General features: G+C 68.2%; 19 protein-coding genes. 9 read left to right on the forward strand and 10 right to left on the reverse strand.

Features of this window, described 5'->3' with window-relative positions; all coding sequences use genetic code 11:
- Nucleotides 1-153: 153 nt before the first annotated feature.
- From ACFYRH_RS01585 to ACFYRH_RS01625, 9 genes are all read left to right on the forward strand, one after another.
- Nucleotides 154-603, forward strand: coding sequence for a hypothetical protein (locus ACFYRH_RS01585; protein WP_387766373.1), 450 nt, complete (start codon nt 154-156; stop codon nt 601-603).
- A 7-nt stretch (nt 604-610) separates the two neighbouring features.
- On the forward strand, nt 611-2,740 hold the full coding sequence (locus tag ACFYRH_RS01590; protein ID WP_387766376.1) for a bifunctional polysaccharide deacetylase/glycosyltransferase family 2 protein: 2,130 nt from the start codon (nt 611-613) through the stop codon (nt 2,738-2,740).
- A 33-nt stretch (nt 2,741-2,773) separates the two neighbouring features.
- Entirely contained in the window at nt 2,774-3,526 is a 753-nt protein-coding gene (locus ACFYRH_RS01595; protein WP_387766379.1) for a S1 family peptidase, read from the forward strand.
- A gap of 18 nt (nt 3,527-3,544) precedes the next feature.
- Nucleotides 3,545-3,919: a cupin domain-containing protein gene (locus ACFYRH_RS01600; RefSeq protein WP_387766382.1), complete on the forward strand. Its 375-nt coding sequence runs from the start codon at nt 3,545-3,547 to the stop codon at nt 3,917-3,919.
- A 141-nt stretch (nt 3,920-4,060) separates the two neighbouring features.
- On the forward strand, nt 4,061-5,641 hold the full coding sequence (locus ACFYRH_RS01605) for a flavin monoamine oxidase family protein (protein ID WP_387766385.1): 1,581 nt from the start codon (nt 4,061-4,063) through the stop codon (nt 5,639-5,641).
- The gene (locus tag ACFYRH_RS01610) at nt 5,638-6,291 is read left to right on the forward strand and encodes a Rid family hydrolase (RefSeq protein ID WP_387766388.1); all 654 of its coding nucleotides are present in this window, start codon (nt 5,638-5,640) and stop codon (nt 6,289-6,291) included. Before ACFYRH_RS01605 ends, ACFYRH_RS01610 begins: the two co-directional genes overlap by 4 nt.
- An 84-nt stretch (nt 6,292-6,375) precedes the next feature.
- Nucleotides 6,376-7,680 carry a hypothetical protein gene (locus ACFYRH_RS01615; RefSeq protein WP_387766391.1) on the forward strand — a complete coding sequence of 435 codons (1,305 nt, stop codon included), beginning with the start codon at nt 6,376-6,378 and terminating at the stop codon, nt 7,678-7,680.
- A gap of 69 nt (nt 7,681-7,749) precedes the next feature.
- Nucleotides 7,750-9,525, forward strand: coding sequence for a hypothetical protein (locus ACFYRH_RS01620; protein ID WP_387766394.1), 1,776 nt, complete (start codon nt 7,750-7,752; stop codon nt 9,523-9,525).
- The gene (locus ACFYRH_RS01625; RefSeq protein WP_387766396.1) at nt 9,522-10,667 is read left to right on the forward strand and encodes a DegT/DnrJ/EryC1/StrS family aminotransferase; all 1,146 of its coding nucleotides are present in this window, start codon (nt 9,522-9,524) and stop codon (nt 10,665-10,667) included. Before ACFYRH_RS01620 ends, ACFYRH_RS01625 begins: the two co-directional genes overlap by 4 nt.
- 85 nt (nt 10,668-10,752) lie before the next feature.
- On the opposite strand, the gene ACFYRH_RS01630 is transcribed toward ACFYRH_RS01625, so the two are convergent.
- The 10 genes from ACFYRH_RS01630 to ACFYRH_RS01675 form a co-directional block, all read right to left on the reverse strand.
- Nucleotides 10,753-11,526, reverse strand: a complete 774-nt coding sequence (locus tag ACFYRH_RS01630; RefSeq protein ID WP_387766399.1) for an ATP-binding cassette domain-containing protein — start codon at nt 11,524-11,526, stop codon at nt 10,753-10,755.
- Nucleotides 11,519-12,484 (reverse strand): ABC transporter ATP-binding protein, encoded by a 966-nt coding sequence (locus tag ACFYRH_RS01635; RefSeq protein WP_387766402.1) that lies wholly within the window; start codon nt 12,482-12,484, stop codon nt 11,519-11,521. Before ACFYRH_RS01635 ends, ACFYRH_RS01630 begins: the two co-directional genes overlap by 8 nt.
- Complete coding sequence (locus ACFYRH_RS01640) at nt 12,481-13,431, reverse strand: ABC transporter permease (protein WP_387766404.1); 951 nt, start codon at nt 13,429-13,431, stop codon at nt 12,481-12,483. The genes ACFYRH_RS01635 and ACFYRH_RS01640 overlap by 4 nt, the downstream gene beginning before the upstream one ends.
- Nucleotides 13,418-14,395, reverse strand: coding sequence for an ABC transporter permease (locus ACFYRH_RS01645; RefSeq protein ID WP_387766407.1), 978 nt, complete (start codon nt 14,393-14,395; stop codon nt 13,418-13,420). The genes ACFYRH_RS01640 and ACFYRH_RS01645 overlap by 14 nt, the downstream gene beginning before the upstream one ends.
- Nucleotide 14,396: 1 nt before the next feature.
- Nucleotides 14,397-16,178 carry a peptide ABC transporter substrate-binding protein gene (locus ACFYRH_RS01650; RefSeq protein ID WP_387766410.1) on the reverse strand — a complete coding sequence of 594 codons (1,782 nt, stop codon included), beginning with the start codon at nt 16,176-16,178 and terminating at the stop codon, nt 14,397-14,399.
- A gap of 331 nt (nt 16,179-16,509) precedes the next feature.
- Complete coding sequence (gene aceB, locus ACFYRH_RS01655) at nt 16,510-18,075, reverse strand: malate synthase A (RefSeq protein WP_387766413.1); 1,566 nt, start codon at nt 18,073-18,075, stop codon at nt 16,510-16,512.
- Nucleotides 18,076-18,085: 10 nt separating this feature from the next.
- A complete protein-coding gene (locus ACFYRH_RS01660; RefSeq protein ID WP_387766416.1) occupies nt 18,086-20,149 on the reverse strand; it encodes an alpha-amylase family protein in 2,064 nt (687 codons plus the stop codon).
- Nucleotides 20,146-21,609 carry a hypothetical protein gene (locus tag ACFYRH_RS01665; RefSeq protein WP_387766419.1) on the reverse strand — a complete coding sequence of 488 codons (1,464 nt, stop codon included), beginning with the start codon at nt 21,607-21,609 and terminating at the stop codon, nt 20,146-20,148. Before ACFYRH_RS01665 ends, ACFYRH_RS01660 begins: the two co-directional genes overlap by 4 nt.
- Nucleotides 21,606-22,421 carry a carbohydrate ABC transporter permease gene (locus ACFYRH_RS01670; RefSeq protein ID WP_387766422.1) on the reverse strand — a complete coding sequence of 272 codons (816 nt, stop codon included), beginning with the start codon at nt 22,419-22,421 and terminating at the stop codon, nt 21,606-21,608. The genes ACFYRH_RS01665 and ACFYRH_RS01670 overlap by 4 nt, the downstream gene beginning before the upstream one ends.
- Nucleotides 22,418-23,350, reverse strand: a complete 933-nt coding sequence (locus ACFYRH_RS01675; RefSeq protein ID WP_387766425.1) for a carbohydrate ABC transporter permease — start codon at nt 23,348-23,350, stop codon at nt 22,418-22,420. The genes ACFYRH_RS01670 and ACFYRH_RS01675 overlap by 4 nt, the downstream gene beginning before the upstream one ends.

Genomic DNA, 23,350 nt, shown 5'->3' on the forward strand with positions numbered 1-23,350 from the left:
GTCCCAATTTCGGCTCGACTGAGCTAAGGTCTTGCGCTTGTGAAACCGCCTTCCCGGCGGCCTGTCTTTCTGGACTCGACCGGACGCCGCCGCCGCACCATCCGCAGGACCGGCGCTTTCCTCGCGGTACCTACTGTCGGTTACCTGGTGCTCATGGCCAGTAGCCTGCTCGGCGGCCCGCACCTGGACACGCCGCTGATCCCCCTCCCCGAAGCCCCCAAGCCGAAGAACCAGCCGACCCAGCCGGTCGAGGCCGCGATCCAGACTCCCCTCCCGACCTCCGTGGCCGGCAGCACGAAGCCGGGCGACGGGATCAGCAGCACCTCCACCACCGATTCGCCGTCGACGACCAGCGGTACGACAGACCCCACAAGCGCGCCGGCGACGACAGTTCCCACTACAGCGCCCGGCACGCCTGGTGTCTCCACGCCGGTCGCCCCACCGGTCACCGCGGTGCCTCCGACGCTCACCGTCGCACCGACGAGGCCCACGACCGGCCCACCAACGACCACCACCGTGCCGACGACCACGGCGACCACGGCGCACGGCAAGAAGCCGACCACGCCGCCGCCGGGTCAGACCAAGACACCAGGTAAGCCGTGAACGAATCGTGAGCAGACCGGTCGCTCGACGCGCGAAGCCGGTCCCGCTCCGGACACACTGGATCGTCCTGACGATGTTGCTGGTCTGCCTGTCCAGCATGCTGTTGCTGAACGGCTACACGCACCACATGTTCGGTGCGGCACCGGATGGCGCGGTCCAGCCGACCGGTGGATCCGGTGCGGTCCCGCGATCGATCATCACGGGCGGACCGGTGATCGACGCCGGTGCCGGTACGCCGCGCTCGGTGTCGCCGCACGCGCGCACCATCGCACTCACCTTCGACGACGGACCGGATCCCGTGTGGACGCCCCGGATCCTGGACCTGCTCCGCGACCAGCAGGTGCACGCCACCTTCTTCGTCGTCGGTACGGCGGTCGCCGCGCATCCCGACATCGCCCGCCGAATCGTCGCCGAAGGCCACCAGATCGCCGTACACAGCTTCACCCACGCCAACCTGTCGACCGCGGCACCTTGGCGGCGCGCACTGGAGCTCCGGCAGAGCCAGCTGATTCTCGCGGGTGCCACGGGTGTCAGTACGACGCTGCTCAGGCCGCCGTACTCGTCGGAGCCGCGCGCACTCACCGACCGCGACTGGGCCGCCCTGCAACAGATCCGGGAGGCCGGATACCTCTCGGTGCTCACCACTCAGGACAGTGAGGACTGGCGGCGGCCGGGAACCGATCAGGTGATCGCCAACTCGATGCCGCGCGGTACAGCCGGCCAGGTGCTGCTGATGCACGACGCCGGTGGCGACCGCGGTCAGACCGTCGAGGCGCTGAGCAAACTGCTCCCCCGGCTGAAGGCTCGCGGCTTCCGGTTCGCGACGGTCAGCGATGCGGTCGGCCTGCCGGACCCCACCCGCTCCGCAGGCCTGCTGGAACGCGGCCGCGGACTGACAGTCATCTGGGTGATGCGGATCAGCGACTGGATTCTCAGCATCATCACCTGGCTCCTGTACGCCGCCGGCGCGCTGAGCGTCCTACGGGCGATCACCACCATCGTCGCGGCCAGACGCCACGCGAAGATGCGTGACTGGACGTACGGACCGCCCGTGACCGAACCGGTCAGCGTCATCGTCCCGGCGTACAACGAGAGCGCGGGGATCGAGGCGGCCATCCGCTCGCTGGTGGCGTCGGACCATCCGCTCGAGGTGATCGTCGTCGACGACGGCTCGACGGACGGTACGGCGGACCTCGTCGAGGCCCTGCGGATTCCCGGGGTCCGGGTGATCCGGCAGGCCAACGCGGGCAAGCCGGTCGCACTCAACACCGGACTGCGGGCGGCGCGGTACGAGCTGATCGTGATGGTCGACGGCGACACCGTGTTCGAGCCGGACGCGGTGCGGAAGCTGATCCAGCCGTTCGGGCACCCTGCCGTCGGCGCGGTGTCAGGCAACGCCAAGGTGGGCAACCGCGGCGGCCTGATCGGTCGCTGGCAGCACATCGAGTACGTGATCGGCTTCAACCTGGACCGCAGGTTGTTCGACCTGGCCGAGTGCATGCCCACCGTGCCCGGTGCGGTCGGCGCGTTCCGGCGTACGGCGCTGGAGCGGATCGGTGGACTCAGTGACGTGACGCTGGCGGAGGACACCGACCTGACGATGGCGCTGTGCCGGGACGGGTGGCGGGTGGTGTACGAGGAGAGCGCGGTGGCGTGGACCGAAGCGCCGGCGTCGCTGGGCGCACTCTGGCGGCAGCGCTACCGCTGGTGCTACGGCACGCTGCAGGCGATGTGGAAGCACCGCGGTGCGATGGTGCAGGGCGGCCGGGCCGGGAAGTTCGGGCGCCGCGGCCTGACGTACCTCATGCTCTTCCAGGTTCTGCTGCCGCTCCTGGCACCGGTCGTGGACGTGTTCGCGATCTACGGACTCGTCTTCCTCAATCCGGTCCGCGTGCTGTCGGTCTGGGCCGGCTTCGTCCTCTTGCAGCTCGGCATGGGCTTCTACGCGTTCCGCCTCGACGGCGAGCGCCCAGGACCGCTGTGGACGCTGCCACTGCAGCAGTTCGTCTACCGCCAGCTGATGTACCTGGTGGTCATCCAGTCCGTCTTCACCGCACTCGCCGGCACCCGCCTCCGTTGGCAACGCATGGAACGCTACGGCAGCCTCCAAGCACCCGTGGGGCCCGAGGTTCGCTAACCTACAGCGATCGTCGAGTTACGCGGAGTGGAGATGCTGAAGCGGGCTGTGCTGTTGGTCGGGATGCTGCTGGTTGTCACCGCTGGGGCGAGACCGGTGGTCGTCGGGGGGACGCTGGCGAGTACGACCGAGGCGCCGTGGGTGATCGCGTTGAACAACAGCCAGTCCGGGTCGCCGAGTGGGCTGTACTGCGGCGCCACCCTCATCCGGCCGGACACGATCGTCACCGCCGCGCACTGCATGGACGAGCCGATGTCGACGTACTCCGCGGTGCAGGGGCGGGCCGATCTCGCGGACAGCTCGGTCGGGCAGGTCTCGAGGATCCGCAAGGTGTGGATCCACCCCGGCTACAACACGAAGAACAACCGGTACGACGTCGCCGTACTGACGCTGAGCAGGCCGTTCCGCGGCGTACCGGTGCTGCCGCTCGAGACGCATGCGCGGGCGGACCGCGCCGGCGCCGTACCGATCGTCTACGGGTGGGGTGAGACGCAAGGCACCGGGCCGGAGCAGACATTGCAGAAGGCCGCGGTGCCGGACCTCGGGGACGGCACCTGCTTGGCGAACAAGAGCTACGTCGCCGGCGGGTACGCCGCTGCGACCAACATCTGCGCCGGCTATCGCAAGGGCGGAATCGACGCCTGCCAGGGCGACTCCGGCGGGCCATTGGTCCTGAACGGCCGCCTGCTCGGCGTCGTCTCCTGGGGCTCGGGGTGCGCCCAACCGGACAAGCCCGGCGTCTACGTGGAGGTCGCGACCGTAGCCAAGGCCCTGCTGCAACACTGAACTGCAACACTGAGGGGTATGACCGAACCCGTCCGCGTCATCAAGGCCGGCGACCTGGTCGCGGCCGACCCGACGTCCGGCATGCTCCGGATGCGAGCCTTCGAGCTCCCGATCCTGTGGGCCGGGCAGGTCGTCACCCAGCCCGGCGCGATCTCCGGCTGGCACCACCACGACAAGAACGAGAGCAGCCTGTACATCGTCTCCGGCGTACTGCGGCTGGAGTTCGAGGGCACCGACGAGTACCTGGACGCGGTGGCGGGCGACTTCGTGCACGTGCCAGCGTTCACCATCCACCGCGAGAGCAACCCCACCGGCGACCCGTCGCTGGCGATCATCGCCCGCGCCGGCGGCGGCATCCCTACCGTAAACGTGGACGCGCCGCCACGCGGTTGAGTCAGGTTCGTCAACTCGCAACATACCTGTCAGTACGAGCGTCAGCTCGTTACGGCGCTGTCACGCCCCGAAAACACCGTCTCCTTAGCTTTCTGGTCAGCAACCCACTGCCCCCAGGGGTTGGCCCAGTGAGGAGAAGGTATGGCGCAGACCAGACGTCAGTTCCTGCAGCAGGTCGGCATCACCGGCGGAGCCGGGGTCCTGTACTCCACGATGTCGGCGCTCGGTCTCACGAGTGTCGCCGAGACCCCCGCGTACGCCGCCCCGTCGCGGGTCGAACTGAACGGCCGCCGCAAGCACGTCGTCGTACTCGGTGCCGGGATCGCCGGACTCACGTCGGCGTACGAACTGCTCAAGGCCGGGTACCAGGTCACGGTGCTGGAGGCCCGGAACCGGCCGGGCGGCCGCAACTGGACGGTCCGCGGCGGCACCGTGGAGACCGACCTGGCCGGCAACACCCAACGCGCGACGTTCTCGCCCGGTCAATACATGAACGCCGGTCCGGGACGGCTGCCGCAGCACCACGTGACGCTCGACTACTGCCGTGAGCTCGGCGTCGCGATCGAACCGTTCGTCAACCAGAACGCCGACGCCTACCTGTACCGCGAGGGCACGAGCGCCCTGTCCAACAAGGCGATCCGGCACCGCACCGCCAAGGCGGACGTCTACGGGTACGTCGCCGAACTGCTGGCGACCGCCACCGACCAGGGCGCGCTCGACACCCTGCTGACGGCGACCGACAAGCAGGCACTGATCGGGTTCCTCAGCAGCTTCGGCTCGATCGGGAACAAGGCGTCCGGTTTCGCCTACACCGGCACCGACGGCCGCCGCGGTTACACGGTCGAGCCGGGCGCCGGACTCGAAGCCGGTACGACGGCGGCGCCGTACGCCCTGAGCGATGTGTTCGCCAGCGGCGTCGGCAACTACTTCTCGTTCGAGTTCGGCTGGGACCAGGCGATGATGATGTTCCAGCCGGTCGGCGGCATGGACCGGATCCCGTACGCGTTCGAGCGCGCGATCGGCAAGGACAAGATCCACTACGGCGCCGAGGTGACCGGCCTGCGGAACACCACCTCCGGCGTCGAGGTCACCTACACCAGCGGCTCACGGACCCGGGTACTCACCGCGGACCTCGCGATCTGCACGCTGCCGCCACACCTGGCCGCGAAGGTCCCGTCGAACCTGCCCACGCCGATCCTCGAGGCGCTCCGGTACGCGCGACCGACGAACGCCGGCAAGATCGGCATCGAGTACGGCCGGCGCTGGTGGGAGGAGGACCACCGGATCTACGGCGGGATCACCAACAGCACCTTGGACACGGTCAACACCTGGTATCCCTCGTACGGTTTCCACGGCGAGCGCGGGACGCTGATCGGCTACTACAACACCGGGACGAACGCGAACACGTACGGCGCCCTGACCCCGGCCGCCCGCCTCGAACGGGCCCTCAGTCAGGGAACCAAGATCCACGGCGACGCCTACCGCAAGGACGTCAAGGCCGCGTTCTCGGTGAACTGGATGGGCACCAAGTACTCCGAAGCGTCCTGGGTCAGCTGGCCGTCCCAGACCGACGGGATCTACGCGCGGCTGCTCGATGCCACCGGCAACATCTACTTCGCCGGCGACCACCTGTCCCACGTGATCGCCTGGCAGCACGGCGCGATCACGTCGGCCCGGGCCACCGTGACCGCCCTGCACAGCCGGGTGGTGGCAGGCCGATGAAGACGCGTCTGATCGCCGGGGCCGTCGCCGTGGTGGTGTCCTTCACTGCCGGTGCCGGGACAGCGGCCGGCTGGTGGGACAAGCCGCAGCCGCCGAAGCCCGGCACGGTCGTCCCGGCGCTGCCCGCCGGGCAGGCCAACCCGATGATCGCGAGCGGCGTCGGGATCGGTGCGAACACGGCGGTCTACAAGACCAGCGGGATCGGCCCGTCGGCCCTCAACACCGGGGCGCCGGCCGGATCCGAGGCGTCGTACGTCGACACCGTCGTCTTCCCGGGCGGCACCCTGCCGGCGGGTGTGACGATCACCGAGGCGCAGGGCATCAACGTGCTGCGCCGGATCGGCGAGAACCTGCAGGCGGCAGGCCTGTCGTACGCCGACGTGTACACGATGCGCGTCTTCCTGCAGAACCCCGCCGGCGCCGCGACCGCCGACTTCGCCGGCTGGAACCGGGCCTACCGCCAGTACTTCGCCAACACCGACCTCACCACCGGCGCTTACGTCCCGGTCCCCCTCGGTACGGCGGCGCCCGCGAAACCGTTCGTCGTCAACAAGTCCCGTCCGTCCCGGTTCGCCCTGGAGATCGAGAATCTCCCGGTCGCCGGGTGGCTCGTCGAGGTCGAGGTGGACGCCGCCTACCCCAAGCGCTGACCCGGGAGGTACCAGCGAGGCCGCACCCAGCCGGATAACCTGGCTGGGTGCTACTCGTTCGCGCGGCCGGTCGCGGTCGCTGACATGGCCCCCCACGAACAGGTCACGGTCGGCCTGGTCGGCGCCGACCAGATCGTGCACCGGATCATCGACCTGGGCCGCGAGCTGGACAACCCGGCGCTACGCCTGGTCACCGCCGTGTACGCCGACGAACTCGACGCGCACGAGCAGGCGAGCCGGATCGCGTCCCGGGTCGACGTCTTCCTGTTCGCCGGGCCGCTGCCGTACGACATGGCGGTCGCAGGCGGGCTGCCGGTGCCGGCGACGTACGTGCCGAGCGGCGGTCCGGCGCTGTTCTCGACCCTGCTCCGCGGCGTGCTGGAGAAGGTCTTCGATCCGGCGCGGATCAGCGTCGACACGATGTCGCGGCGCGATCTCACCCATGTCTACGAAGAGGTCGGCCTGAGCGCGTCCGGCGTACGGCTGAAGGAGTACACCGGCCCGGAGTCGGCGGCGGAGTTCCTCGACTTCCATCGCTCCCTGTACCAGCGCGGCCGGACCACGGGGGCGGTGACGACGGTCCCGACCGTCGACGTCGCGCTGCGCGAGGCCGGCGTACCGACGCTGCGGATGACGCCGTCGTCGATGACGATCCGGCAGGCGCTGACGACCGCGATCCTGATGGGCGGCGGCGCCAAGCTCGAGGAGTCGCGGATCGTCACGATGATCGTCCGGGTGCCGGCCGCCTCGCTGCCGGCCAATGCCAGCGCGAGCGCGTACTGGTACCAGGAGCTGAAGTTGTCGCTGCATCGGGAGTTGCTCCGCGACGCCCGGCCGATGGACGCCGCGGTGGTGCCGCGCGACGAGCACAGCTTCCTGATCGTCACGACGATGGGCTCGCTGCGGCTGGCCACCGACAACTTGTCGATGGCACCGTTCCTGGACCGGATCTCCGAGGAGCTCGGGATCCGGCTGGAGATCGGCATCGGCCTCGGTACGTCGACCCGCGAGGCGGAGGTGAACGCGCAGTCCGCGGTCGACAAGGCAGCGGGCGGCAGCACCGCGTTCGTGGTCGGTCCGCACGGCTTCGTCCTGCAGGTCCCCGGCGAACGCGCCCGCGCCGCCGAGCGGCCGGTGCAGGAGGACTCGCGGGCGCTGCAGATCCTGGCCTCGCTGGCCGAGCAACTCGAGAACGCGAACGACACCGAGCGGATCGTCGACGCCGAGAAGGTCGCCGAGCTGCTCGGTGTGACCCTGCGCACCGCGCGCCGGACGTTGAGCACGCTGGTCGACGAAGGACTGGCCTGGCCGATGCCGCCACCCCGCTCGAACAAGCTCGGCCGACCACCGAGGCCGTACCAGCTCCTGGTCGAGAAGCTGCCTCATTAGTTATTACGGTCGTCCATAACAGCTATTTAGGTCTTGCCGAAGGTGAATGCCTCGGGCAGGGTAGTTCGCGTGCCAGAACCTCTTCCCGTAGTCGCAGTGGTGGACGACCAGGCGGCGATCGAGCGGGCTCACCAGGCGGGTCAGGATGCCTGGTGGGTCTACCTGACCGAGGTGCTCGGACATCTCCGGCTGCCGTACCGGTCGATCTCCCCGGACGCGGCGGCCGCGCCGCCCGACGACGTCTCCGTGCTCGTTTTCGCAACCACCCCGGACGCGAACCCGTCCACTGAACTCGAGCAATGGGTGCGTGCCGGCGGTGCGCTGATCATCGCGGGCGATCCCGGCCCGATGTCCACGCTCGCGGGTGTCTCGGCGTACGAGTCCGTGCTGGAGGACCACGTCACCGTCACCAACGGTTCGGTCTGGTCGTCCGTGCCGCCGACCGCCCTCCATGCGCATGGCGGGAGCCGGCTGACCAGCGAGGACGCCGAGGTCATCGCGCGCTGGCAGGACGGCGCCGCCGCGGCCACGGTTCGCCGGCTCGGCGCCGGCATCGTCCTGACGTACGGCGTCGACCTCTGGCAGACCATCGTCCGGATCCAGCAGGGGTACGCCGTCAGCGCGGACGGCGAACCTGCCGCGGACGGGACCGCGCCGATCGACGACGGCATCCTCAAGTGCGAGGACGGCATGGCGCTCAGCTTCGACCGCGACCGCGCGATGCCACCGGGTGAGCCCGACCACGTGACGCCGTACGAGCACACGTATCCACCGCCGAGCGCCGTACCGATGTTCGACCAGCCGCAGGCGGACTGGTGGTGTGCGCTGTTCGCGCAGAGTCTGTGGTGGAGTGCGGAGCACGCAGGTGCCGTCGTGCCGTGGCTCTGGTACTGGCCGTCCGGTGTCGACGCGGTCGCGCACATGTCGCACGACTCCGACCAGAACGTCGAGGACCACGGCCGCGCCGCCCTCGACGCGTTCGCCGAGGCCGGCGTTCAGGTCACCTGGTGCCACGTGTTCCCCGGTGGCTACTCGCAGGATCTGTATGCGGAGATCACGGCGGCCGGGCACGAGAATGCGCTGCATTACAACGCGATGGCCGACGCAGACCTCGCGGTCTGGGGCTGGCCCTTCATCCGCGCACAGTACGCGTGGGCGCAGGCCGTCACCGGGACCGAGCAGATCATCTCGAACAAGAACCACTACACCCGCTGGGAAGGCTGGACCGAGTTCTACACCTGGTGCGAGCGGCTGGGTCTGCAGATCGACGAGTCGCGCGGGCCGAGCAAACAAGGTGACATCGGGTTCCCGTTCGGCGCTTCCCACGTGTCGTTCCCGATCGCGCCGGTTGCTGAGGGCAACCGGTTTTACGACGTACTGAACCTTCCGCTGCACACCCAGGATCTCGCGTGGGCCGGGCACACCGCCGTCCGCGACGTGATCCTGGACGGCGCGCAGGCAGTACACGGCGTCGCGCATTTCCTGTTCCACGGGCCGCACCTTCACCTTCGCCCGCCGACCCGCGCGGCCTGCCTCGAGCTCGCCGAGGAGGCCCGCCGGCGCGGGATGCCGTGGTGGACGGCCGGGCGGATCAACGAGTGGGAGCGGGGCCGGCGCGGCGTCGTACTGTCGGTCGAGCCGCATCCGGACGGTCTCACGGTGCGGGCTGAGGCCGTGCAGCCGATGCCGGGCGCCGCGATCCTGCTCGCGGTGCCGACCGGCGGGGACCCGATCGTCAAAGAGGGCGAGGGATCGGCGCGGACGGTGCTCCGCTTCGGACGGACCTTCACCGAACTGACCGCGGACATCGTGGCCGGAAACAACAGATGGGTGATCACACCATGATCTCTGAGATGCCGGAGTGGCCCGAGTACGGCGATGACGAGGCGAAGGCGCTGCTGGACGTCCTGAATTCGGGCCAGTGGGGCAGCACCAGCGGGGATGTCGTCGCCACCTTCCAGCGGGAGTTCGCGGAGTACCAGCAGGCCGAGCACGCGGTCTGTCTGGCGAACGGGACGCTGGCGATCGCGGTGGCGTTGCGCGCCGCCGGGGTCGGCATCGGCGACGAGGTGATCGTGCCGCCGTACACGTTCATCGCGACCGCGTCGGCGGCGCTGTTCGTGGGTGCGGTGCCGGTGTTCGCGGACGTCGACCCGGATACGCACCTGCTGGATCCGGTTGCCACCGAGGCCGCGATCACCGAGCGGACGAAGGCGGTTGTCGTCGTGCATCTCGCGGGGCGGCCGGCGGATCTCGATGCGTTCACCGCGCTCGGGGCGCGGCATGGTCTGACGATCGTCGAGGACGCGGCGCAGGCGCATGGAGCGGCGTACAAGGGGCGCGCGGTCGGTGCGATCGGCGATCTCGGCACGTTCAGCTTCCAGAGCAGCAAGAACATCACGGCCGGGGAGGGCGGTGCTGTCCTCACCGATTCGCAGGAGTTGGCCGGGGCGGTGTACTCGCTGGTGAACGTCGGGCGGGTGCCGGGCGGTGGGTGGTATCAGCACGAGGCGGTCGGGTACAACCTGCGACTGACCGAGTTCCAGGCGGCGATCCTGCGGGTCCAGCTCCGGCGTCATCCTGCGCTGCAGGTCGTTCGCGAACGTAACGCGCGCTTACTCACCGATCTACTCGGTCCGGTCGACGGCATCCAACTCGCGCCGGAAGATCCCGCGATCACGGCGCATGGCCGGCATCTGTTCATGCTCCGGGTCCCTGGCCGACGCGAGGCTGTCCTCGAGTCGCTCACCTCCGCCGGCATCACCCGAGCCTCCTCCGGCTACGTCCCACTGCACCGAAACGCCGCCGTACTCCGGGAGTCCAAGGCGATCACGGACCGCCTTGGCCAGCCATACCCCGAGGCGAGCTGCCCCAACGCCGACCAGGTCTCCACCGACACCATCTGGCTCCCGCAGCCTTACTTACTGGGTACAGAGGCCCAAACCCACACGATCGCCGACGCGATCACCAAGGCAGTCACTCAGTAATAGCTGGTCTGGGGAGGATCTTCTACCCGAATCGGGCAGAAGATCCTCCCCCAGTCTCGCCACGAGATGCCGCGTGCGTGGGTGGTTACTGGCGGATGGGGAGGACGGCGGAGAGGAGTTGTCGGGTGTAGTCGTCTTTGGGGGCTCGGAAGAGGTTTTCGGCGGTGTCCTCCTCGACGACTCGGCCTTTGTTCATGACGGCTACTCGGTCGGCCAGCCGTTCGACGACCGCGAGGTTGTGGGAGATGAACAGGAACGACAGGCCGAGCCGATGCCGCAAATCCGTGAACAACTCCAAGATCTGCGCCTGGATCGACACGTCCAGCGACGACGTGGGCTCGTCACAAACCAGCAGCTCGGGCTCGAGCGCCAGAGCGCGCGCGATCGCGATCCGCTGCTGCTGCCCACCGGAGAACTGCCGCGGATAAAGCTCCGCGTGCCGAGTGTTGATCCCCACCAGGTCAAGCAACTCGAGCGCCTTCTGACGCCGCGACGCCTGATCTCCCCGTTCGTGCAACCGCAAAGGCTCCATCACGTTGCCGATAGCACTGAAATGCGGAAGCAACGACCCGTACGGGTTCTGGAACACCATCTGCATCCGCGGCCGCAGCACCCGCAGCTCCCGCGCCGGAAGCTTCCCGAGATCCTTTCCGTCGAACTCCACCCGCCCCGACGTCGGCGCCTGCAGACCCATCACCAACCGGGCCATCGTGGACTTACCGCTCCCGCTCTCGCCAACGAGCCCGAGCGTCTCACCACGGCGTACCGTCAACGAGACGTCGTCAACAGCGCGTACGTCGCCGGCGCGGGTCCGGAAGACCTTGGTCACGGACTCGGCGCGGACCAGTTCGTCAGGCATCGACGGCCACCTTCCAGCACGCAGCGTCCCGGCCGGGACCGATGGTCAAAGTCTCTTGTTCGGTGCCGCATCGCGGCATCTCGGCCCGCGTGCAGCGCGGATGGAACGGGCAGCCGGCCGGGCGCCTGGACAGGTCGGGTGGGCTACCGGGGATCGGCTTCAGCGGCAGGTCCCGGCCGCCGACCTCGACGCCGGACCCGAGCAGTCCGACGCTGTACGGATGACGTGGGTCGTCGAGCAGCCGATCCATCGGCGCCCGTTCGACCACGCGACCGGCGTACATCACCACCGCGTCGTCGCAGAAGTAACGCGCGACTCCGAGGTCGTGGGTGACCATGATGACGCCGGTACCGCGGTCCTTCAGATCCTTGAGCAGGTCGAGGATCTGCCGCTGTACGGTGACGTCGACGGCGGTCGTCGGTTCGTCGGCGATCAGCAGCGCCGGTTCGGTCACCATCGCCATCGCGATCATCGCCCGCTGCCGCATCCCGCCGGACAACTGGAACGCATAGGTGCGGATCCGCTTCTCCGGGTCCGGGATTCCGACGTCGCCGAGCGCCCGGATCGCACGTTTGCGCGCTTCCGCCTTCGTGCACAGGCCGTGCCAGAGCTGGTGTTCGGTGAGTTGCCGCTCCAGCGTCAGCGTCGGGTTCATCGCCTCCATCGCGCTCTGGAAGACCATCGCGATCTCCCGGCCACGGACCCGGCGCAGCTCCTTCTCGCCGATCGACAGCAGGTCCCGGCCGCCGAACATCGCCTGGCCTCCGGTGATCCGCCCGGTCCGCGGCAGGATGCCCATCAGGCTGCGCATGGTGACGCTCTTGCCGCTGCCGCTCTCACCGACGACCGCCAGAGCCTGTCCACGGCGGACGTCGAACGACACGCCATCGACCGCGGTCAATGAACCGCCGAACGTGGTCCGCAGGTCGCGGACGGACAGCAGGGGTTCCTCGCTCATCGCTGCTCCCCACTCGGGTCGAACGCGTCCCGTAGGCCGTCACCGATCCAGGTGAACGCCAGCAGGGTCAAGGCGAAAAGCACTGCCGGCGCGACCAGCATGTGCGGCGCCGCCAGCAGGTACCGGCTGCCCTCGCTGATCATCGCGCCCCAGGACGGTGTCGGCGGCTGGACACCGAGTCCGAGCAGCGCCAGCCCGGCCTCGGCGGCGATCGCGGCCGGGATCGCGAAGCTGGTGGTCACCAGGATGGGCCCGATCGCGTTCGGGAGGATGTAGCGGATCGCGATCGTGCTGCCCTTCGCTCCCATCGACCGCGCCGCCTCGACGTACTCGCGTTCCTTCAGCGTCATCACCTGCGCGCGGACCAACCGGGCCTGCGTGACCCAGGACGCGATCCCGATCGCGACCACCAACGCGAAGATGCTGCGGCCGAGCACCGTGACCATCACGACCGCGAACAGGTAGCTCGGGAACGCGTACATCACGTCGGTGAAGGCCATCAGCACCTGCTCGACGCGGCCGCCGAGATAGCCGGCGAGCAGCCCGATCGCCAACGCCAGTACGAGCGCCGTCAGCTCGGCACCGAACGCGACGGTCAGCGCCGTCTGCAGCCCGTAGATCAACCGGCTGAGAATGTCGCGGCCGAGCAGGTCGGTACCCAGCAAGTGCCCTTCCGCGCCCGGTCCGGCCAGCTTGTGCTGGATGTCGGTCTCTTCATAGCCGTACGGCGCGATCAGTGGCGCGGCGATCGCGGTGACGATCAGCAACCCGCAGAAGATCAGGCTGCCGAACGCCAACCGGTGCTTGCGAAACCGCGACCACGCCCGCGACCAGGGCCCGCGCGCGGTCGTCCCGAGCTCGATGGATTCGGGCTCGATCGGTTCGGGCTCTCCGGCGGTGCCGGTGGCCAGTTCGCCGGCCGCCTCGACGCCTTCAGTCGCCGTCATGGGACCCACCTCCCACGGTGCGGATCCGGGGGTCGAGGAACCCGTAGACCAGGTCCACGACCAGGTTGGTCAGCATCAGGATCAGTGCGAAGAACAGCGCCGTACCCATCAGCAACGGCATGTCCCGGCTGGCCGCCGCGTTGGCGAAGTACAGCCCGAGGCCGGGGATCCGCAGCAGTGCTTCGACGAACACGGTGCCCGTCATCAGCGCTGCCAACAGCGGACCGGCCACGGTCACCAGCGGGATCAGCGAGTTGCGCAGCGCGTGCCGGACGACGACGGTACGCCAGGGGCCGCCCTTGGCCAGCGCCGCGGTGACGTACTCCTCGCGGAGCGTCTCCAGCATGCTCGACCGCACGTACCGCGCCAGCACCGCGGCCGGACCGAGGCTGAGCGCGAGCACCGGCAGGATCAGGTCTTTCGGGCCGTTCCAGCCGCCGGACGGCAACAACTTCAGCGTCGCCGAGAACAGCAGGATCATGAACGCCGCGGACAGGTAGCTCGGCAGCGCATGCCCGAGGGTGACCACGAACATCGTCGTGTGGTCCGACTTCGAGTTCTGCCGCAACGCCGCGAACACTCCCACCGGTACGGCGATCAGCAGCGCGAGTACGACGGCCAGCAGCGCCAGCGTGGCCGACACCGGGAACGCCTCCGCGATGATGTCCTGCACGTTCCGGCTGGCGTACTTGTACGACGGTCCGAAGTCCCAGACGACCGCGCCTTTCATGAAGATCAGGTACTGCTTCCAGACCGGTACGTCGGCGCCGTACCTGGACTCGAGCTCGCCGACCATCGACTCGGTGCCGACGCCACCGAAGTTGGTGGCGCCGCTGTTCACCCGCTGCAGGTCCGCGAAGTTGCCGGGTGCGAGCTGCAGCAGGGTGAAGGTCAGGATCGAGACCGCGACCAGGGACAGCACCAGCCGGACCACCCGCTTGCCGAGGTACACGGCGAGGCCCACGTCACTCCCCTACGCTCAGCGGCTTGAGGTAGAAGTAGTCCGGGTACGCCCGGAGCTGCAGCCCGTGCACCTTCGGTTTGACCGCGTGGAACAGACTCAGCCAGAGCACCGGCAGATACAGGTACTGCTCCTCGCGCAGCTTCGCGGCCTGCTTGTACAGGTCCATCCGCTTCGCGTCGTCCGCCTCGAGGTTCGCCTTGTCCACCAGGGCGCCGATCTCGCGCGCGGGAGCCGAGGCGTGGGCCGCGAGGATCGCGTTCAGCTGCGCGGTCTTGTCGGCCGGCTTGAGGTTCTTGTCGTCCTGCAGCGCCTGGTACTTCTGCCACTGGTCGCTCGGCAGGCTGATCTCCTGCACGTTCTTCGGCGACCACAGCGAGCCCACCATCGTCGGCCACGTCGGCAGCCCGGCGAACGTGCCGTAGTAGAAGCCGATGTAGTTGCCCTTCTGGACCTGCCACCGCCGCTCGGTGTAGACGCCGGCCTCGACGTGGTCGACGCTCGCCTTGATACCGAGCTGCTTGGTCCAGCTGTCCACGATGGCGTCGGCGAGCGTCGTGTCCGGTACGCCGACCAGCACCCGCACCGGCGGCAGACCCTGACCGTTCGGGTACCCCGCCTCGGCGAGCAACCGCTTCGCCTCGGCGACGTCCTCCTTGATGCCGATGCTCTCGTCCCAGCCCGCCGTCCGGCTGGTCACCAGTGAGACGCCCGGTTCCTGCCCGGGCTGTACGCCGGCCAGCGTCTTGCGATCCAGCGCCAGCGACAGCGCCTTGCGGACGCGGACGTCCTCCATCGCCTTGTGCTGGCTGCGCAGCTTGGCGAGGTACAGGATGCTGTAGTTCGCGGTCTGCTGGAGCTGCTTCGACAGGTTCGCGTCCTTCTGGAACCGCAGGACGTCGGGCCCGGCGAGCTGGACCAGGTCGGTCTCGCCGTTCTCGTACGGCACCGTCGCGGTCGCGGCCGCGCTCGGTTCGACCAGGTTGACCTGGATCCGGCCGATCTTGACCTTGTCGCGGTCCCAGTACTTCTCGTTCGGCACCAGGATCAGCTTCGAGTTCGCCACCCACTCTTTCACCGTGTACGGGCCGTTGGACACGTAGTTCGGCGGGTTCTGCCACTCCTTCGGCTTGCCCTCGACCAGATCCATCGGCAGCGGCAGCATCGCCGGGTGGGTGAGCGCGAGCAGGAAGTCCGGGTTCGGGTTCGCCAGCGTGAGGACCAGCTCGTGGTCGCCGTTCGCGTGCACACCGACCTTCGTCCAGTCGGTCAGTACGCCGGCCAGGAAGTCCTGCGCGCCTTTGATCCCGGTCGCGGTCTGGTAGCTGTTCGCGCCGAGCGTCGTACCGCCGGCCGAGCCGCCGGCGGGGGTGAACAGCCGCTTGTAGGTGCGTTCGAAGTCCTGGGCAACGACCGGTTTCCCGTCCGACCACTGGGCGTTGTCGCGCAGCGTGAAGGTGTAGGTCAGATGGTCGTCGGAGACCTTCCACTCACTGGCGACGGCCGGCTGGACGCCGTCACCCTTCTCGTTCTGGGTGACCAGGCCCTCGGAGATCCCGCGGCTGAGGATCCACATGCCGTTGGTGATCACCTGCGGGTCGAGCACCTCGACCGGCACGTAGTCGATCGTCAGCGTCGACTGGCCGTCGGACGCCTTGCTGTCGTCGCCGAACAAACCACAGCCGGTCAGGGACCAGCTGCCGCCGAGCGCGGCCACGGTCAGTCCGGACAGTCGCAGGAAGTCGCGCCGCGTCTGACCGGCAGGGGAAACCGAGCGCTTCGTCAAGGGAGTGCCGCCTTTCTGGCGTCCGGAACTCGACTTATGGTCGGGACCGTAGGGCCGCCAGGGCGCGAAGTCAACGTTTTACGGCCATTACCGTAATAGTCCGTGGCTGGTCCTTCCGCGCCGTAGCGAGCAGGTGCTCGGCGCGGTAGCTCGGCGCGCGGGGGCGAAGGTCTCGATGCGGAGCATCGTGGCCTTTGCACCCGTGCGGCGAGATGCCGCGCCGAGTGCCGCGCAGTAGGCGGGGAAGGACCAGCCACGGACTGGTCTCGACCAGTGGTCGGCGGCGGCAGACTCCCTGTCAGGCGAAGCGTCAGGTGCGTCAGGTCAGGTGTCAGCTGAAGCGTTCGTACGCCGGCAGCGTCAGGAAGTCGACGTACTCGTCGGCCAGCGCCACCTCGAGGAACAGTGCGCGGGCGGCAGCGTAGCGCTCCGGCGTACCGAGCTTGGCGATCTCCTCGTCGGCGATGCGCTCGACCAGCTCGGTGGTGATGGTGTCGCCGGTGTCGAGGACGACCTGGTCCTGGCGCCACTGCCAGATCTGCGAACGCGAGATCTCCGCGGTGGCCGCATCCTCCATCAGGTTGAAGATTCCGACCGCGCCGGTGCCTTCGAGCCAGGCGGCCAGGTACTGCACGGCGACGCTGACGTTGTTGCGCAGGCCGGCCTCGGTCACGGCACCGGGCGTGGCGGCGACGTCGAGGAGCTGGTCGGCGGTCACCGAGACGTCCTCGCGGAGCTTGTCGACCTGGTTCGGGCGCTCGCCGAGCACCGAGTCGAAGACGGCGCGGCAGGTCTCGACCATGCCCGGGTGCGCGACCCACGAACCGTCGAAGCCGTCACCGGCCTCGCGGGTCTTGTCGGCCTGGACCTTCGCGAACGCCTGCTCGTTGACGGCCGGGTCCTTGCTCGGGATGAACGCCGCCATCCCGCCGATCGCGTGCGCACCGCGCTTGTGGCAGGTCCGCACCAGCAGTTCGGTGTACGCGCGCATGAACGGCACCGTCATCGTCACGCTGTTGCGGTCCGGCAACTGGAACGCCGTACCCCGGGTGCGGTGCGTCTTGATCACGCTGAACATGTAGTCCCAGCGGCCGGCGTTCAGGCCGGCGGAGTGCTCGCGCAGCTCGTAGAGGATCTCCTCCATCTCGAACGCGGCCGGGTAGGTCTCGATCAGCACCGTCGCCCGGATCGTCCCGCGCGGGATCCCGAGCGCTTCCTGCGCCGTCACGAACACGTCGTTCCAGAGCCTGGCCTCGAGGTGCGACTCCATCTTCGGCAGGTAGAAGTACGGTCCCTGCCCCCGGTCGAGCTGCAGCTGCGCGCACGCCGCGAAGTACAGCGCGAAGTCCACCAGTGCGCCGGACGTCCGCTCGCCGTCGACCAGGATGTGCTTCTCCGGCAGGTGCCAGCCGCGCGGCCGGACGACGATCGTCGCGAGCTCCGCGTCCGGCTTCAGCGCGTAGCTCTTCGTGTCGGTGCTGAAGTCGATCCGGCGGGTGATCGCGTCCAGCAGGTTCAACTGCCCGCCGACGACGTTCTCCCAGGTCGGCGTGTTCGCGTCCTCCTGGTCGGCCAGCCAGACCTTCGCGCCGGAGTTCAGCGCGTTGATGGTCATCTTCCGGTCCGTCGGCCCGGTGATCTCCACCCGCCGGTCGACGAGGCCCGGAGCGGCGGGCGCGACCCGCCACTCCGGGTCGTCCCGGATGTCCTTGGTGTCGGTCAGAAACCCCAGCGAGGCCCCGGCCGCGATCTCCGCGACCCGCTGCTTGCGGCGCTCGAGCAGCTCCCGCCGCCGCCCGTCGTACGCGCGGTGCAGCGTCTCGATCAGGCCGAGCGCACGCTCGGTGAGGATCTCGTCGTACCGCTCGTTCATCGGGCCGGTGACGTCGACTGACACAGGAGGCTCCTTAATCCAGTACTACGACTTCGTGATCGGTGATCCGGTCTACCCCGACCGTAATCCAGCCATCCGTCTCCTGCACCGCCACCTCACCGCCCGAGACGAGGAACCGGGCCCGCGAGCCGCTCACCCTGAGCGACACCGTGAACGGTCCGGCGGGGGTGAACTCCTGCAGACGGCCGCGCCAGGCGCCGCCCTGGTCGAGGTTCACCAGGTGCAGCACGTGCCGGTCGCCCTGCCGGTAGAGCTGGCAGTCCAGGACGCCGGCGCCGTCGACCCGCAGCGGGATGCCGTCGTGCCGGACCAGGTTCGCGAGCACCTTGCCGTGGTCCGGGTGGTGGTACTTCGCGTACAGCCGGTCCAGGTCCGCGGCGAGGTACGCCGTCCGCTCGCCCAGCACCAGCGCCGGTACGTCGCTGCGCGGCTCGGCCATCCACGACTTCTCCGGCGGATAGATCGGAAACGGCGGAATCCAGGTCAGCGCCTTTCCGGGCACCGCTTTTCCGGACACTGCTTTTCCGGACACTGTCTCGACCACCTCGAGCTGCCCGCCGAACGGCAGCACGTCGGTGTCCTCGTCGAAGACCGATCGGTCCTCGATCCGCAGGTAGCTGTGACTGCCGTGGTTCTCCCAGTCGGTCACCGCCCCGTCGCCAAAACGTTTTCCTTGATGCCGGACACCCAGCAGTTCGCCCAGCGCCCACTCGTCCCGGTGGTCGCCCCACTCGTCGTAAACCCCCGATTCACCCGTTACGACCAGCCGGCCACCACCTTCCACGTAGGCCTGCAGTGCGCCGATCTGTTCTTCGGTCAGCACACCGACGTTGGGCACCACGAGCACGTCGAACCGCTCGTCGACGACCGCCGTGGGTAGGTACGGAATACGCGCTCGAACGAGCGCGTCCACCCACCCGCGATACGGCAGCTGGCTCACCGTTTCCGGGTCGTTCTTTCCGTGGAAGTCCACACTGCGCTGACTCCAGAACAGGCCGACCGTGGCGACCGGCTCGCGATCGACCAGGAACTCCTGATGCGCCTCGTGCCAGCTGAACAGCGGCTCGGCGGTCGCGTACTGCCGCCGGTCGTCGTGCACGGACCCGATGTGGTGCCACCACGGCTGGATGCCGCCGGCCCAGCCCTCGATCGCCCACATCCGCGCCTCCGGCGCGGGCTTGCTGCCGAGCCGGAACGTCGGGACACCGGCGTCGTACATCGCGGTACTTTCCGGAATCAGGGTTTCCGGACCGAGCATTCCGTGCAGCCGTTTCCCGGAGTCCGCGTTGGCCTGGAAACCGGATTCCTCGTGCCGCCACTGCGAGTCGAGCAGGAAGATCCGAGCGCGCCGGCAGATCTCCGTGTCGTCCCGCAACCGCTTGCTCTGCGCAACGACCTCTCCGCCGTTCATACCGATCCACAGACAGTCCGGACCGCCGGCGCGACGCGTCACCTCGTTGTTCAGGTCCCAGACCGCGAGCCGCTGGTCGTAGCTCCAGCGGATCCACTGCTTGTAGACCGGGTCGTCCCAGTCGGGTGCGGCCGGAAGCTCCTGGCCGAAGCCGTCGCGGCAGTTCGGGCAGTAGCAGATGTGCTCGCGGCCGAGACCGCTCCAGCTGTTGTCGGTGAGGCCGTCCGGCACGGTCCGCTCGATGATCTCCTCGAGGATCCCGGTCAGGAAGTCCTTGTAGTACGGGCCGGTGACGCAGGCGACGTACAGCCGGCCGGCTCGGTAAGGGTTGCCGTCGGCATCGATCGCGAACCAGTCGGGATGCGCGTCGTACAAGGGCTGGTGTGCGCGGTTGGAGTCCATCCGCGCCAGGACCGTCAGACCTTCCGAGCGCGCGACCTCGACGACCTCACCGTAGAGATCACGGTCGCCGAGGTACTCCGCCCGGTGCTGCAACTCGAACCTGCTCGGGTAGTACGCGACGATCCCGCCGGCGTTGACGATCACCCCCTGGACCTTGGTACGGCGCCACTGCTCGCGCCACCACTCGGCGTCGTACCGGGCCGGGTCCTTCTCGGTGAGGTTCGTCTGCGCCCAGCGGAACGTCCTGTGGTACCAGGGCTTCACGGCAGGCTCCGGACCGCGTCGCCCGCCCCGGAAAGGTTGTCCAGCAGCATTTCCGAGTATTTCCGGCTCAGTACGACGCCTTCCGCGCCGCCCTCGAACGCGGCCAGCGTCGCGTCCCGCACCGACTCCCGGGTGCACGCGGTCAGCTCGCCCTCGTTGTCGTCCCAGTTGATCTTGGTTCCGAGATCCCGCGGCGACTCCAGACCACGCTGCTTCGCGACACCGACCGGGATGTCGATGTCGATGCCCGGGTAGATCTTGCTCTGACCCCCGACACCGGCGACGGCGCGCGCGGTCTCCCGGCGTACGTAATCCGCGGTGAACCCGGTCTGCGGCAGCTTCTCGTACGACCCCTCGTCGAGCTGCAGCAGCTTCATCATCAACGGGTAGACGTCCTCGGGCTCGGCGTCGGCGAACAGCGCGCCGCAGATGCTCTTGATCCAGGTGAAGAACCGCGGACCCGCGCAGTTGTTGTAGATCACCACCTTGATGAAGTCGGAGAACTTCGCCATCTCGGTGTAGTCCTGGTCCGCCCGGTAGAACGGGCTGAACGAGATGTTGTGGTACACGTGCCAGCCCACCTGCACCTCGGGCGAGAGCGCCTTGGCGACCCCGTAGATGTCGCGGTACAGCTGCCGCTGACTCTCGGTCCACAACGTCTGCCAGGCCAGTACTTCGGGGAAGTTCAGCAGGATCCGCCAGAACGTCACGAACGCTCCGTCGACCGGACGCTCACCGGCACCCACCCGCTGGTTCCAGTCGACCAGCTCGCGGTAGCCCTGCATCGCCCGGTTCACGTCGATCCCGCGCTCGCGGCCGAGAGCCCGGCAGTGCGGGCAGAAGCAGCCGATTTCCGCCACCTCGGGCGTGCTCTGCATCAGCAGGTTCAACGGGCCGGGCCGCTCCGAGCACCAGGCGAGTCCGTCGAGCTCGTAGCTCTGCAGGTAGTCCTCGACGAAGCCGAGGTGCCAGTTGCGGTAGTCCGGGTTGTTGAAGCACGGCCGGCGGCCGGGCCGGCCCCAGGCGTCCACCTCGAGCACCTTCGCGAAGTTCGGGTACGTGCGCAGTTGGCGCGCGCCGCCGCTTTCCTCCATCCACGCGAACGACTTGATCCCGCGTTCCCGGGCCTTCGGAATCACCTCACCGAGCAGGTCGAGTTCCGGATGTTCCGGCGCCTGTCCGGCCGCGCCGAGGACCGTGTTTCCGTAGTACTGCGGGTGCGTCGTCGCGTAGTTTCCGCCGACCCAGCCGAGGTCGTACTCCTGGACGCCGTGGTCCGGGATCGGGTGCCCCGGGATCTGGCGACCGCCGGTGCCCCGGGTCCAGGTCGGGGTGGCCAGGAACAGCGCGTTCACCGCGCCGCGCTCGGCCAGGATGTCGAGTGTCCGGTCGACGCCTTCGTCGACGAACGAGATGGCTCCGATCTGCATGGCAACGACCCGTTCGGGCACGATGCTCACCCCTTCATTCCTGTCATCGTGATGCCTTGGATGAAATACCGCTGGGCAAAGAGGAAGACGGCGATGACGGGTACGACGGACACCGTCGCACCGCACATCAGCAGACTGATCTGGGTGAAGTACTCGCCCTGGAACTGGGCCAGCGCCACCGGCAGCGTCTGCAGGTTCTCGGACGTGATGTAGATCAGCGGGCCGAACAGGTCGTTCCAGGACTCCAGGAACGTGAACACCCCGATCGCGGCCAGCGCCGGTTTGGTCTGCGGCAGCATGATCCGCCAGTAGATGCCGAACGTGGAGGCACCGTCGATCTTGCCGGCGTCCTCGAGCTCGTTCGGAATCGTCAGGAACGACTGCCGCATCAGGAACGTCGCGAACACCGGCGTGAGCACCTTCGGCACCCACAGCGGGTACTGCGTGTCCACCCAGCCGATGTGCTGGAACACGATGTACTGCGGGATCAGGTACGCGATGCCCGGGATGATCGAGGTCGCGAGCAGCACCATGAACGCCACGTCCCGGCCGGCGAACCGCAGCCGCGCGAACGCGTACCCGGCCATCGACGCGACGATCAGGATCCCGATCACGTTCAGCCCGGCGAGCTTCACGCTGTTCCAGAGGAACACCGGGATCAGCTCGAACACCTGCCCGTAGTTGCTCCACTGGGTGTCGGTCGGCAGGAACTTCGGCGGCACACTCAGCACCTTCGCCTCCGGCCGCAGCGACGCGCTGATCATCCACACCAATGGCGCCAGGAACGCGAGCGCGAACAGCGACATCACGACGTACTGCGAGGTCTTGCCAACGATCCTCATGAATAGAACACCCACCTCTTCTGCAACTTCCACTGCAGGAAAGTGATGGCCGCGATCACCACGAACAGGATCCACGCCATCGCCGAGGCGTAGCCGACCTTCCCGTAGCTGAACGCGTTCTGATAGATGTTGTAGATGTAGACGCTGGTGGCATGCCCCGGCCCGCCCTTGGTCATCACGTAGATCAGGCCGAACACCTGGAACGACGAGATGAACTGCGTGATCAGCAGGAACAGGAAATGCGGGGTCAGCAGCGGCAGCGTGATGAACCGCAGCCGCTGCCACGCTCCGGCGCCGTCGATCTTCGCGGACTCGTAGTACTCGGCCGGGAGGCCTTGCAGACCGGCGAGCAGGATGATCATCGGGTAGCCGATGCCCTGCCAGACGCTGACCATGACCACCGCCGGCATCGCCCAGCTCGAGCTCGACAACCACTGTGGGCCGTCGATGCCGACCTGCTGCAACAGCCCGTTGATCACCCCGTTGTCCGGCTGGAAGAACCAGAACCAGACGAACCCGATCGCCACGACGTTCGTCACGTACGGCGCGAAGTACGCCGTCCGGAAGAACGCGACGCCCCGGATCGGCCGGGCGCACAGCAACGCCAGCACCAGCCCGATCCCGATCGTCAACGGGATGCTCGCGAGCGTGAAGTACACGGTGTTCTTGAAGGTCTGCAGGAACAGCGGGTCGTCGCTGAACATCTCGGTGAAGTTCTTCAGCCCGACGAACTTCGGGGCCGCGATCCCGTTCCAGTCGGTCAGCGAGGCGGCCATCGAGACCAGGATCGGGAAGAACTGGAACGCCACCACCCCGATCACGATCGGGCTGATGAACAGCCACCCGGTGAGGTTCTGTTTCCGGCGGGCCCGGCGGACGTCGGCGACCTGCACCGCGCCGCGGTCCCGCGCCATCGTGATGGTTGCCAT

The sequence above is a fragment of the Kribbella sp. NPDC004875 genome (assembly GCF_042873375.1).
In the GTDB taxonomy this organism is placed as follows: domain Bacteria; phylum Actinomycetota; class Actinomycetes; order Propionibacteriales; family Kribbellaceae; genus Kribbella.

Excerpts from the sequence above, each read along its gene's own strand:
- ACFYRH_RS01585 (WP_387766373.1), top strand. The coding sequence starts at position 154 with ATGGCCAGTAGCCTGCTCGGCGGCCCGCACCTGGACACGCCGCTGATC.
- ACFYRH_RS01595 (WP_387766379.1), top strand. The coding sequence starts at position 2,774 with ATGCTGAAGCGGGCTGTGCTGTTGGTCGGGATGCTGCTGGTTGTCACC.
- ACFYRH_RS01600 (WP_387766382.1), top strand. The coding sequence starts at position 3,545 with ATGACCGAACCCGTCCGCGTCATCAAGGCCGGCGACCTGGTCGCGGCC.
- ACFYRH_RS01605 (WP_387766385.1), top strand. The coding sequence starts at position 4,061 with ATGGCGCAGACCAGACGTCAGTTCCTGCAGCAGGTCGGCATCACCGGC.
- ACFYRH_RS01610 (WP_387766388.1), top strand. The coding sequence starts at position 5,638 with ATGAAGACGCGTCTGATCGCCGGGGCCGTCGCCGTGGTGGTGTCCTTC.
- ACFYRH_RS01615 (WP_387766391.1), top strand. The coding sequence starts at position 6,376 with ATGGCCCCCCACGAACAGGTCACGGTCGGCCTGGTCGGCGCCGACCAG.
- ACFYRH_RS01625 (WP_387766396.1), top strand. The coding sequence starts at position 9,522 with ATGATCTCTGAGATGCCGGAGTGGCCCGAGTACGGCGATGACGAGGCG.
- ACFYRH_RS01630 (WP_387766399.1), bottom strand. The coding sequence starts at position 11,526 with ATGCCTGACGAACTGGTCCGCGCCGAGTCCGTGACCAAGGTCTTCCGG.
- ACFYRH_RS01635 (WP_387766402.1), bottom strand. The coding sequence starts at position 12,484 with ATGAGCGAGGAACCCCTGCTGTCCGTCCGCGACCTGCGGACCACGTTC.
- ACFYRH_RS01640 (WP_387766404.1), bottom strand. The coding sequence starts at position 13,431 with ATGACGGCGACTGAAGGCGTCGAGGCGGCCGGCGAACTGGCCACCGGC.
- ACFYRH_RS01670 (WP_387766422.1), bottom strand. The coding sequence starts at position 22,421 with ATGAGGATCGTTGGCAAGACCTCGCAGTACGTCGTGATGTCGCTGTTC.
- ACFYRH_RS01675 (WP_387766425.1), bottom strand. The coding sequence starts at position 23,350 with ATGGCAACCATCACGATGGCGCGGGACCGCGGCGCGGTGCAGGTCGCC.